Genomic DNA, 11,410 nt, shown 5'->3' with positions numbered 1-11,410 from the left:
CGGAATAATGAGCGCAGATAAGCAGTCAACGGAACATCATCAGCTGGCCACGCAAGTCATCCATGGCGGTAAAGCACCGCAGGATCCCGAGGGTGCATTGGTTGCTCCGTTGTATCAGACATCGACATTTAAGTTTAGTCATTCTGACCAGGGTAGTGCCCGATTTGCGGGTGAAGAGCCAGGCTATATTTACAGTCGCCTCGGTAATCCAACTGTTACGCAGTTAGAAACACGTGTAGCCTCGCTTGAAGGCTTTTCAGCAGCCGCCGCAAGTGCTACCGGCATGGGAGCGATTGCAGCGACGACCATGGCACTCGTACGCTCGGGGGATCATGTGTTGGTATCCGATGCGATTTACGGCTGTAGCTTCGCATTGTTCAGCGATTTATTTGAGCGTTTTGGCGTAGAAGCCGAGTTTATCGATATGGCTGACGCAAGTCAGGTCACAAAGCATCTGCGCGATAATACGCGCTTCGTGTTTCTTGAAACGCCCGCTAATCCACATTTGAAACTACTCGATATCGCAGCAATTAAGACGGCGATGGGTGTCAGTGAAGCCAAACTTATTGTCGACAACACCTTTATGACCCCCCTGTTGCAACACCCGAAGTCATTGGGGGCCGATATTGTGATTCATAGCGCCACGAAATTTCTAAACGGCCACGGTGATGTGGTTGCAGGTATCGTATGTGGTGACGAGGAAACCATCACCGATATCAAAATGACAACGCTAAAAGATATGGGCGCGACGATGAGCCCGCATGATGCGTGGCTCATTTTACGAGGGCTTAAAACACTCGACGTTCGCATGCAACGGCATTGCGATAATGCCGAGAAGGTCGTGAGTTTCTTACAACAACATGAACTCATTAAGAAAATTTATTATCCGGGATTAGCCAGTCATCCCAAACACGATTTGGTGGGGTCGCAAATGCAACGTGCCGGCGCTGTTATCGCGTTTGAGCTACATAGCGACGAGCAGGGCGCGCGGGCATTTCTTGACGCGCTCGAGATGATTGCACTCGCAGTGAGTTTAGGTGATGCCGAGACCTTGATTCAACACCCAGCGTCCATGACGCACTCACCGTATACCCCGGAGGCACGCCAAGCTGCGGGCATTAGCGATACGTTACTGCGTATTGCCGTGGGTTTAGAGGATGCTAACGATATCATTGCCGATCTCAAACAAGCGCTTGATAGTGTTGCCAGCCGCTGGCGTGATTCGGCATAGCCACACGGACTTCAATTATTAATCTACACTTAAATTAGAACAGCAAGAAGAGGCATAACTATGGGTAAAGAGAGTAATTACGTATCCAAACAGCCCGATGCCGAGGGAATCATCCATTGGACTGATGAAGAGAATCAGGTTTGGCACGATTTAGTTGAGCGTCAACTTAAGTGCATTCCAGGCAAAGCCTGTGATGAGTACATGAAAGGACTTGAACTACTCGACTTGCCAAAAGACCGTATACCGCAGCTGCACGAGCTTAATGAAGTACTTGAGCGTGAAACAGGTTGGCAGGTTGCTGCGGTGCCGGCACTGATTCCATTTGACGAATTCTTTCGGTTGTTAGCTAATAAGCAATTCCCAGTCGCTACATTTATTCGTACTCGGGAAGAGTTCGACTACTTGCAAGAACCCGACATCTTTCATGAAATTTTCGGCCATTGTCCATTGTTGACCAATCCTGCATTTGCCCACTTTACACATCAATATGGCAAACTGGGTTATGCGGCGACACCGAAAGAACGCGTTTACTTAGCACGCTTATACTGGTTTACTGTTGAATTTGGTCTGTTACAAACGGACGAAGGCATCCGCATTTATGGTGGTGGTATTTTATCCTCACCAGCGGAAACCGAATATGCGGTGAACAGTGATAAGCCTGAACGTCATCCACTGAAAGCGTTGGATGCTCTGCGAACCCCTTATCGGATCGATATTATTCAGCCTGTGTACTACACCATCAATAGTGTCGATGAATTATTTGAGATTTCAGACATGGATATCATGGCGTTGGTACGCGAGGCTATGGAACTGGGACTCTTTGAACCAAAATTCCCGCCTAAAGACGCGGCATAATAATTAATAGGAGTATTTATATGGCTGCATTAAATCAAGAACACTGTGAAGCGTGTAACGCAGACGCACCGAAGGTCAGTGATGATGAGTTGGCATCGTTGATGCGCGAGATCCCCGAGTGGACGCCGGTGAGTGACGACGGTGTGATGATGTTACGTCGCGAGTTTAAATTCAAAAACTTCCGCCAAGCATTGGAATTCACCAACAAAGTCGGTGAAATTGCTGAGGCCGAGAAGCACCATCCAGAAATTATTACTGAGTGGGGTAAGGCGACGGTGACTTGGTGGACCCATGCAATTAATGGCCTACACAAAAACGATTTTGTTATGGCTGCGAAAACGGACGAAATCTTAAATTAAGCTTAAGATTCGGCAAATAGTTCGATAGAACGTCAAAAACCCTAGCTCAAACGCTAGGGTTTTTCTGTATCCGCGCTTGAATATCCTGTACGATATACTTTACAGATCTCTCAACCTGAACGAATGACATGAGACTAGAGATAACCTGCGATGACCGTTTAGGCATTTGCCTTGATGTATTGCAGATACTTCGCGATCAAGAAATCGATTTAAGAGGTATTGAAATTGATCCGCGCGGAAAGATTTACCTAAACTTTCCTGAACTCGCGTTTGAAGACTTCAGCCACTTAATGCCACAAATACGTCGAATTCCAAATGTTATCGATGTGAAAACCATCCCATACATGCCTTTTGAGCGTGAGCATTTTGAATTTGATTTACTCTTAAGTACTTTGCCGGATCCGGTGATTTCCATCGATATCAAAGGACGTATTGATATCATTAATGATGCCGCAGCACAGTTATTAGGTGCCCCGAAGGACACCCTAAGTGGCGACTATTTGTCGCAATTCATCACTGGATTTGGATTGGCGCGCTGGCTTGATAAACAACCTAAAGAACCCGTGTTTGAAGCGGTTGTGATCAACAATGCAGAGTATTACGCACAGATATTACCTATTTGGGTCGCTGGCGAGGACGGTAGTCGCTCTTTTGCGGGGGCTGTCTTAACGTGCAAGACCGAACCTAATGTCGCTCAGTGGCAGAACAATAAGAATGATTCTGCCTTTGATCGTTTACTCACTGAAAACGCCGCATTCAAGAAGGTGATTAAAGAAGCGCAGCGTATGGCTGAGTTGGATGCGCCTCTGTTGATAGAGGGTGAGACGGGCGTCGGTAAGGAGTTGTTGGCAAAGGCGTGTCATCAAGCATCAGCGCGCGCCGATAAACCGTTTTTGGCGATTAACTGCGCCGCGTTACCGGACAACGTTGCCGAGAGTGAGTTATTTGGGCATGGCGCAGGCAGCTTATCAGAGCACAGTGCTAAAAAGACAGGGGTGCTAGAACAAGCCGCTGGCGGTACCGTGTTACTCGATTCAGTCGGCGAGATGTCGATTAATTTACAGGCCAAGTTATTGCGCTTTTTAGAGCACGGCGTATTCCGTCGTATCGGCGAAGAACAAGAGGTTAGCGTCGATGTACGTGTTATTTGTACGGCACAAAACCACCTCTATGAGCTAGTTGAGGCGGGGACTTTCCGCGAGGATTTGTATTATCGACTCAATGTGCTCGCGCTGAATGTACCACCACTCCGTGAACGTAAAGCGGATGCCGTGTTATTGGCTGAGCATTTTATTTCGCAAGCTTGTAAATCGCTCGGGCGCAGCTTGGTTAAACTGAGCCGCTCAGCTAAGGACCGTATTAAGACCTATCAATGGCCGGGTAACGTACGTCAGCTTGAGAATACGATGTTTCGTTCGGTGTCCATGCTCGATGGCGACGTGCTCGAGGCGAATGATGTTAAGTTGCCTGAAGTGCAAATAGATGATGACCCGTTAGCCATCGAAATTGAAGATATCAGTTTGGATGAGGCGGTGCGCCGTTTCGAGAGTACTGTACTTAAACGATTGTATCCAAGTTTCCCAAGTACGCGACAACTGGCACGTCGTTTGGGTTTATCGCATACTGCAGTCGCTAATAAACTGCGTGACTACGGAATCGGTAAGCAGCGCAAGAAAAGCCAGTCTTAAATAGCTGTAAACTTTTTACGACACGCTACAACAGTGTGTACAATTAAGTTTACGACTTATTTATCAAAGTCCATGAGGAGAGCGCGTCTTAACGCGCTCTCTTTTTTTGTAAATAAAAGGTTACAAAGTTTGACGTGGCGCAACGATGGGTAGTTTTTACGCTTTACTCGCTCAATTTAACTAACCCCCCTAAAGTAACGATTACACAAAACAAAAAAACACCCATGTAATCGAATACAGAAGGAAGTAGTTATGAGCGATATGAATTATAACCCACTCAACACCGACGGTTTTGAGTTTGTTGAGTACACTGCCCCTGATGCCAAAGGTATCGCAGCTCTTAAAGACTTGTTTGATAAGTTGGGCTTCACCGAAGTGGCTAAGCATAAAAGCAAAGAAGCGTGGCTGTATAAGCAAAACGATATCCAGTTCGTGATCAACTCACAAGTGGGTGGGCAAGCCGAGGAATTCGCTAAAAAGCACGGCCCAAGTGTATGCGGTATGGCATGGCGTGTGGCGGATGCAAAAAAAGCGCTCGAGCATGCGTTAGATAATGGTGCGAAAGCATTCCCAGCTGACCAAGGCGTGATTGAAGACATCCCCGCGGTATACGGTATTGGCGAGAGCGCTCTATACTTTATCGATAACTATCAGGATATGGCCGTTTATACTGACCACTTTGAATTCTATCCTGACTGGCAAGAAAAAATGTCGTCACATGCCGCAGGTCTATATGAAATTGACCACCTTACCCACAACGTATTCCGCGGCAACATGGATACTTGGGCTGGCTTCTACGAGCGTATCGGTAACTTCCGTGAGATCCGCTATTTCGATATCGAAGGTAAACTCACGGGCTTGTTAAGCCGTGCAATGACTGCACCGTGCGGCAAAATTCGTATCCCTATTAACGAATCGCACGACGACAAATCGCAAATCGAGGAATACCTGCGCGAGTATAACGGTGAAGGCATTCAACACATTGCATTGACCAGTGACAATATCTATAAAACGGTAAAAGATTTGCGCAGTATCGGCATGGAGTTCATGGATACGCCTGATACTTACTACGAGAAAATTAATGAGCGCGTAGAAGGTCATGAAGAAGACGTTGAGGCACTTCGCGACCAGCGTATTTTGATCGACGGCGCGCCGATGAAAGATGGCATCTTGCTGCAAATCTTTACCCAAACCGTGATTGGTCCTGTGTTCTTTGAAATTATTCAGCGTAAAGGTAACGAAGGTTTTGGTGAAGGTAACTTCAAAGCCTTATTCGAAAGTATCGAAGAAGACCAAATTCGTCGAGGAGTGTTGAGCGATGCGTAAGTGGATCAGCTTTCCCAAACAGGAAGGCGCGCATTCACGACAGGCTCATGCTGACTTTCCTGAGCAGGCGATGTATGAACGTGAAGCGGGTCGAAGTGGATTCTTCGGCCCTGCTACTCATTTCCATCATCAGCACGCACCGACAGGTTGGTCAGATTGGCAAGGACCGTTGCGTCCGCGCGCCTTCGACTTTAATCAATTGAAAGACCTAGACCAAGAAAACCCGTGGTTGGTAAATAATCTGCTTGAGAACGCTAACTGTAAGTTTCGTTTATGGCACTGCCAAAGCAAGATGAACTACCTGGTGCGCAATGCCGATGGTGATGACTTGCTGTTTGTTCATGAGGGCAGTGGTCATGTATTTTGCGATTACGGGCATATCAAGCTGGTTAAAGGCGACTACTTTCTCATTCCACGCTCAACGAGCTGGCGCATTGAGCCCGAAGAGCCTATGCAACTGTTGATGATCGAAGCGACTAATGGTGCGTATCAGTTACCTGAAAAGGGATTGGTCGGTAACCACGCGATTTTCGATCCGGCGGTACTGGATACACCGGCGATTGATGATGCCTTTAAGGCACAATATAGCGAAGAGCAGACGCAAACTTTCGTCAAACGTCACCAGCAGGTTTCGGTGATTACCTATCCGTTTAATCCGCTGGATGCGGTGGGTTGGCATGGCGATTTGGCACCGGTTCGACTTAATTGGCGTGATATTCGCCCACTGATGAGTCATCGTTATCACCTGCCACCCTCAGCGCACACTACGTTTGTTGCTGAGCGGTTTGTCGTGTGTACTTTTGTTCCGCGTCCAATCGAGAGTGACCCAGGCGCACTTAAAGTTCCGTTTTATCATAATAATGATGATTATGACGAAGTGTTGTTCTATCACGAAGGCGACTTCTTTAGTCGTGACAACATCGATCGTGGTATGGTGACCTTTCATCCGGCAGGCTTTACCCACGGACCGCATCCAAAAGCCTTTAAAGCGGGTCTAGAACATAAAAAGAAATTCACCGATGAAGTCGCAGTCATGCTCGACACGCGCGATGCATTAGAAGCATCCGACGCGGCAATGAGTGTTGAGAATCCCGACTACGTGTTCAGTTGGAAGGAGAAGTAAAACAATATGAAACTAGCAACCTATCGAAATGGTACGCGCGACGGCCAGCTGATGGTCGTCAGCCGTGACTTAACCAAAGCAGTAGCCATTCCAGCCATCGCGAGTTGTATGCAAGAGCTCGTTGATAACTGGGACGAGCTTGCGCCAAAAGCTGACGCGGTTTATCAATCACTGAATCAAGGTGATGTTGAAGGGTCTGTGACATTTGAGCAGCATTTATGTGAGTCACCGCTACCACGGGCTTATCAGTGGGCTGATGGCAGCGCTTACGTGAATCACGTTGAGTTGGTACGTAAAGCACGCGGCGCTGAAATGCCACCGAGCTTTTGGGAAGATCCTTTGATGTATCAAGGGGGCTCAGATGATTTTCTCGCGCCTCACGATGATATTGAGATGGCAAGTAATGAGTGGGGCATCGATTTCGAAGGCGAAATCGCAGTTATCACTGACGACGTCCCTATGGGGATTGAAGCCAAAGATGCCAGCCAACACATTAAATTATTGATGTTGGTCAATGATGTATCTTTACGTGGCCTGATTCCGGGTGAGCTGGGTAAAGGCTTCGGCTTTTTCCAGAGCAAACCCTCATCTGCATTTTCGCCGGTTGCCGTCACGCCGGACGAGTTGGGTGACGCATGGCAAGACAGCAAAGTGCATTTACCGCTGTTATCACAATACAACGGAAAGCCTTTCGGTAAACCGAACGCGGGCGAAGACATGACATTTAACTTCGCGCAGTTGGTTGCTCACGCAGCAAAAACTCGTCATTTGGGTGCCGGTGCAATCATTGGTTCAGGTACAGTATCCAATAAGCAGGGCACCGATCATGGGACAGCGATCGCCGAAGGTGGCGTAGGGTATAGCTGTATTGCAGAAGTGCGTATGATCGAAACTATTCGTGACGGACAGCCCACAACCCAGTTTATGGACTTTGGTGATACCATTCATTTTGAAATGAAAAACGCCGATGGCGAGTCGATCTTCGGCGCTATCGACCAAAAAGTGGTGCAATACAAAGGACCGCAATAATGATGGAACTTTACGGATACTGGCGCTCAAGCGCCAGTTTTCGTGTGCGCTTAGGACTCGCATTTAAACAGTGCGACTATACTTATCATCCGGTTCACCTAGTCAAAGATGGCGGTGAGCAACATAGTGAAGCGTACCGGAAACTAAACCCTTCTGAACTCGTCCCGACATTGATTGACGGTGACGTAAAACTCAACCAGTCGCTAGCCATTCTCGAATATCTCGATGATTGTTACCCCGATAATCCTTTGTTACCCACGGAACATGTTGCCAAAGCGCAAGTGCGTGCGCTCGCCTATGATCTAGCGTGTGAGCTGCAACCCGTAACCAACTTGCGTGTATTGCAATATTTGACGGGCACGCTTAAATGCAGTGATGAACAGAAAGTTGAATGGATCCACCACTGGGTTACGAAGAGCTTTACCGCATTTGAACAGCGTCTTGCCGATTATGCAGGTGATTATTGCTTTGGAAATTCGGTAACATTAGCGGATATTTGTTTGTTGCCGCAGGTATACAATGCGCTCCGATTTAACGTGCCGCTAGACGACTATCCAAATCTAGTGCGTGTGCACAGCAATTTGTTAAAACTGGATGCGGTTCAACAAGCCTTACCGGAAAATCAACCCGACGCACAATAAAGGAAATCAGTATGCAAAAATCCCGTTTGGTGATCGCACTGAGCGCGGCGCTCGTTACTGCGTCTTGCGCATCCACTCAAAGCACGGTTGCGCAATCTACAACCACTCATAAAGCGCCCACACCCGCGACTTTAAAAGCAGACCCACTGGCTTCGGCTGAAGGCGTGGCTGAACTTACCCTTGAGCAAATCATGGCTGATCCCGACTGGATGGGTCGTTTTCCTGAAAACGCGTTTTGGAGCTTAGACGGTCAAGATATCTTGTTCTACCAAAAGCGTGAAGGTAGCGAAGTTCGCGACTTAATGATAATCAAGGGTGGACAAGGAAAACCGCAGGCTGTGCCACTCTCAGAGCAACACCTATATATCGCTGACGAAAAAGAATCGTCCGTGGCGGGTGACTGGTTAGCATACACCTATAAAGGTAATGTGTTTGTCCGTTTTGGTAATGGTGAGGTGAAGCAACTCACACGTGATAGCGAACGTCAGCACAACCTTCAAGCAATGGCGGATGGTTCGCTAAGCTATCAACAAGGTCAGCAGTTCTTTCGTATCGACGTGCGTTCAGGTTTGTCACAGCAAATCGCTGATATCCAGTTCGCTGATGAACCACAAGCTAATGAAGCGCCGGCTGACTATATCGCTAAGGAAGAACAGAAGCTGATTCAGTTCGTACAGAAAGAGCGTAAAAATCGTGCCGAACAGTTTGAATATCAGCAGCAGTTACAGCAACAAAATGACACATTAGCGCCGCAGGCGTTTTATCTTGATAAACGTATGCAATGGGTCGATGGACGCCTGTCGCCGAACGGACGTTACCTGTTGGTTGCTATGTCCGAGCCACAGAGTTGGCGCGATGACGGCGATATCATGCCGAACTACATCACTGAAGATGGCCGCATTGAGCCGGAGAAAGTGCGTCGCCGTGTCGCCGATGCAAAACCTCAGCAACATCAGTTAGTGTTGCTGGATCTGCAGAAGCATACTCAAACGAGTTTGACCTACAACACACTCGACGGCTGGAACGAAGACGTATTGGCCGCAGTAAAAGCTGAGAATGCCAAGGCGGAAGGGCAGTCATACGAAAGCAAAAAAGAACCACGTGCTATTCAGTTGATGGCTGACTGGGGCTGGGAAAACGGTGCGATTCAGTGGAACGAAGAAGGTTCGGAAGTGGCCGTCATGCTCGAAGCTTGGGACAACAAGGATCGTTGGATTGCGACCGTCGACTTCGGCGCCAAACAGTTAGAGCAACAAGATCGCTTACACGACGATGCGTGGATTAATTACACACACAATGAGTTTGGTTGGGTCGATGAAGATACGCTTTGGTTTATGTCCGAAGCGGATGGCTACTCACACCTATATGCGCGTGATCTTGATCAACAAACCACGCAGTTAACTGAAGGCCAATACGTGGTTGAAACACCGACACTATCGACTGATAGCAGTCAGTTGTACTTTCAAGCCAATCAACCTCACCCCGGTATTTATGAGATTTACCGTGTTGCAGTAGATGGCTCAAGTGAGCCCGAACAGCTCACAGACTTAGGTGGAATGACGGGCTACGAATTAAGTCCAACGAGTGAACGGTTATTACTCACGTATTCGACTCCTTTGATGCCGCCTGAGCTTTACGTCAAGAATGCTGACGCGACAGATGAAGCGCAGCGCCTCACTCACACCGTATCTGAGAAATTCTTAAGTATCGACTGGACCGCGCCGGAAATCGTGCCAATTGCTTCATCCCACGTAGATGAACCGATTTATACGCGAGTATATAAGCCGGAAGGTTTTGATGCCGAACGTGCTGAAGAGTATCCAGCAGTAGTCTTTATTCACGGCGCGGGTTACCTGCAAAACGCGCATATGGGCTGGTCCGGCTATTTCCGTGAGTTTATGTTCCATAGCTTCCTTAACAAGCAAGGTTATGTCGTTGCCGATCTCGACTACCGAGGTTCGAAAGGTTACGGACGTGATTGGCGCACCGCTATCTATCGCCAAATGGGCACACCTGAGGTTGAAGATTTGGTCGACGTAACGGATTGGCTACAAACCAATGTGAACGTTGATGGCGAGCGCATGGGTACTTATGGTGGCTCGTATGGTGGCTTCTTAACCTTTATGGCGCTATTTAAAGAACCTGGGCTATTCCAAGCCGGTTCGGCGCTGCGTCCAGTGACTGACTGGGCACATTACAACACGGGTTATACGTCCAATATTCTTAACCTACCGCAGGATGATGCGATTGCTTATCGCCGTAGCTCACCCATTTACTATGCGGACGGTTTAGAGGACGCCTTGTTAATTAACTCACCGATGGTGGATGACAACGTATTCTTCCAAGACAGCGTACGCCTTGTGCAACGTTTGATTGAGTTGAAAAAGACCGACTGGGAAACCGCGATTTATCCCGTGGAGCCGCACGGATTCCGTCAGCCGGAGAGTTGGTTAAACGAATACCGTCGTATCTACAAGCTGTTTGAGGAAAACTTACAGCAGGATTAATCCTGCTGTGTTTTCTGCCTGTTTACGGCGTCAGCTAACCGACGCCGTTGCAGGAACCAAGTCACTCCGCCAGCAATCATGCCGGCTGCATGAATCAAGGCGACATCCGGGCCGACAAAATGGTCAGGTCTAAAGCCTGCTAGCTCTGCAATTACTTTACCCAGTAAAACCACAATGACTGCGAGGTACCAAGGCTGCTTGAGTGTCGCATTGATGAGGCACACTAAAAGCAAACCATGCAGTACTCCCGATAATCCGACATATTCTATCGTCTCTGGCCACAGCCATAGCAGGCCACCGCTTATTACACTGATCAGCAGGTAATTATTGAATAACTGACGCATATCGAATTGGTCATTAAAAATGCCGACGACCAATGCGAGTCCAGCCATATTAAATAGCCAGTGATTCCAACCTAGGTGGAGCAAGGGCGCTGTTACTAAACTCCAAATCCTGTCACTCAATTCAGCACTATTAAATGCGAGCAAGTCATGACCGGGCAGCCATTGGATAATCGCCGAAATACAAATGATGAGTGCGGCGGCCATCGCACCACTAGTGAGTGACTGATTTTTATTCATAAGCGTTTGCCTGTTACCCTGTAGCTCCGTATGATAGAAGTCACTACTTGTACCAGATGTTAGGGCTATC

Annotated in this window: 10 protein-coding genes; 9 read left to right on the top strand and 1 reads right to left on the bottom strand. The window is 48.0% G+C overall.

The window, feature by feature from the left end; all coding sequences use genetic code 11:
* The first annotated feature begins 7 nt into the window (after positions 1 to 7).
* The 9 genes from megL to AC3AP5_RS06370 all read left to right on the top strand — a co-directional run bounded on the left by megL (position 8) and on the right by AC3AP5_RS06370 (position 10,759).
* Entirely contained in the window at positions 8 to 1,231 is a 1,224-nt protein-coding gene (gene megL, locus AC3AP5_RS06410; protein ID WP_487327275.1) for a methionine gamma-lyase, read from the top strand.
* Between the two features lie 60 nt (positions 1,232 to 1,291).
* The gene (phhA, locus tag AC3AP5_RS06405; RefSeq protein ID WP_272978237.1) at positions 1,292 to 2,086 is read left to right on the top strand and encodes a phenylalanine 4-monooxygenase; all 795 of its coding nucleotides are present in this window, start codon (positions 1,292 to 1,294) and stop codon (positions 2,084 to 2,086) included.
* A gap of 20 nt (positions 2,087 to 2,106) precedes the next feature.
* On the top strand, positions 2,107 to 2,445 hold the full coding sequence (locus tag AC3AP5_RS06400; RefSeq protein WP_006956013.1) for a 4a-hydroxytetrahydrobiopterin dehydratase: 339 nt from the start codon (positions 2,107 to 2,109) through the stop codon (positions 2,443 to 2,445).
* A 128-nt stretch (positions 2,446 to 2,573) separates the two neighbouring features.
* On the top strand, positions 2,574 to 4,133 hold the full coding sequence (gene tyrR, locus AC3AP5_RS06395; protein ID WP_006956012.1) for a transcriptional regulator TyrR: 1,560 nt from the start codon (positions 2,574 to 2,576) through the stop codon (positions 4,131 to 4,133).
* Positions 4,134 to 4,385: 252 nt separating this feature from the next.
* Complete coding sequence (gene hppD, locus AC3AP5_RS06390; RefSeq protein ID WP_006956011.1) at positions 4,386 to 5,459, top strand: 4-hydroxyphenylpyruvate dioxygenase; 1,074 nt, start codon at positions 4,386 to 4,388, stop codon at positions 5,457 to 5,459.
* Positions 5,452 to 6,582 (top strand): homogentisate 1,2-dioxygenase, encoded by a 1,131-nt coding sequence (locus AC3AP5_RS06385; protein WP_272978238.1) that lies wholly within the window; start codon positions 5,452 to 5,454, stop codon positions 6,580 to 6,582. Before hppD ends, AC3AP5_RS06385 begins: the two co-directional genes overlap by 8 nt.
* Before the next feature lie 6 nt (positions 6,583 to 6,588).
* A complete protein-coding gene (locus tag AC3AP5_RS06380) occupies positions 6,589 to 7,611 on the top strand; it encodes a fumarylacetoacetate hydrolase family protein (RefSeq protein WP_487327274.1) in 1,023 nt (340 codons plus the stop codon).
* A 2-nt stretch (positions 7,612 to 7,613) separates the two neighbouring features.
* A complete protein-coding gene (gene maiA / locus AC3AP5_RS06375; RefSeq protein ID WP_040488041.1) occupies positions 7,614 to 8,252 on the top strand; it encodes a maleylacetoacetate isomerase in 639 nt (212 codons plus the stop codon).
* Positions 8,253 to 8,263: 11 nt separating this feature from the next.
* The gene (locus AC3AP5_RS06370; protein WP_487327273.1) at positions 8,264 to 10,759 is read left to right on the top strand and encodes an alpha/beta hydrolase family protein; all 2,496 of its coding nucleotides are present in this window, start codon (positions 8,264 to 8,266) and stop codon (positions 10,757 to 10,759) included.
* On the opposite strand, the gene rrtA is transcribed toward AC3AP5_RS06370, so the two are convergent.
* Positions 10,756 to 11,340 carry a rhombosortase gene (rrtA, locus tag AC3AP5_RS06365; RefSeq protein WP_487327272.1) on the bottom strand — a complete coding sequence of 195 codons (585 nt, stop codon included), beginning with the start codon at positions 11,338 to 11,340 and terminating at the stop codon, positions 10,756 to 10,758. The genes AC3AP5_RS06370 and rrtA overlap by 4 nt on opposite strands.
* Positions 11,341 to 11,410: the final 70 nt, after the last annotated feature.

The organism is Idiomarina sp. D18, assembly GCF_057748155.1.
This window is presented reverse-complemented; position numbering and strand designations above follow the sequence as displayed.

Excerpts from the sequence above, each read along its gene's own strand:
- AC3AP5_RS06385 (WP_272978238.1), top strand. The coding sequence starts at position 5,452 with ATGCGTAAGTGGATCAGCTTTCCCAAACAGGAAGGCGCGCATTCACGA.
- tyrR (WP_006956012.1), top strand. The coding sequence starts at position 2,574 with ATGAGACTAGAGATAACCTGCGATGACCGTTTAGGCATTTGCCTTGAT.
- hppD (WP_006956011.1), top strand. The coding sequence starts at position 4,386 with ATGAGCGATATGAATTATAACCCACTCAACACCGACGGTTTTGAGTTT.
- AC3AP5_RS06370 (WP_487327273.1), top strand. The coding sequence starts at position 8,264 with ATGCAAAAATCCCGTTTGGTGATCGCACTGAGCGCGGCGCTCGTTACT.
- maiA (WP_040488041.1), top strand. The coding sequence starts at position 7,614 with ATGGAACTTTACGGATACTGGCGCTCAAGCGCCAGTTTTCGTGTGCGC.
- AC3AP5_RS06400 (WP_006956013.1), top strand. The coding sequence starts at position 2,107 with ATGGCTGCATTAAATCAAGAACACTGTGAAGCGTGTAACGCAGACGCA.
- megL (WP_487327275.1), top strand. The coding sequence starts at position 8 with ATGAGCGCAGATAAGCAGTCAACGGAACATCATCAGCTGGCCACGCAA.
- phhA (WP_272978237.1), top strand. The coding sequence starts at position 1,292 with ATGGGTAAAGAGAGTAATTACGTATCCAAACAGCCCGATGCCGAGGGA.
- rrtA (WP_487327272.1), bottom strand. The coding sequence starts at position 11,340 with ATGAATAAAAATCAGTCACTCACTAGTGGTGCGATGGCCGCCGCACTC.
- AC3AP5_RS06380 (WP_487327274.1), top strand. The coding sequence starts at position 6,589 with ATGAAACTAGCAACCTATCGAAATGGTACGCGCGACGGCCAGCTGATG.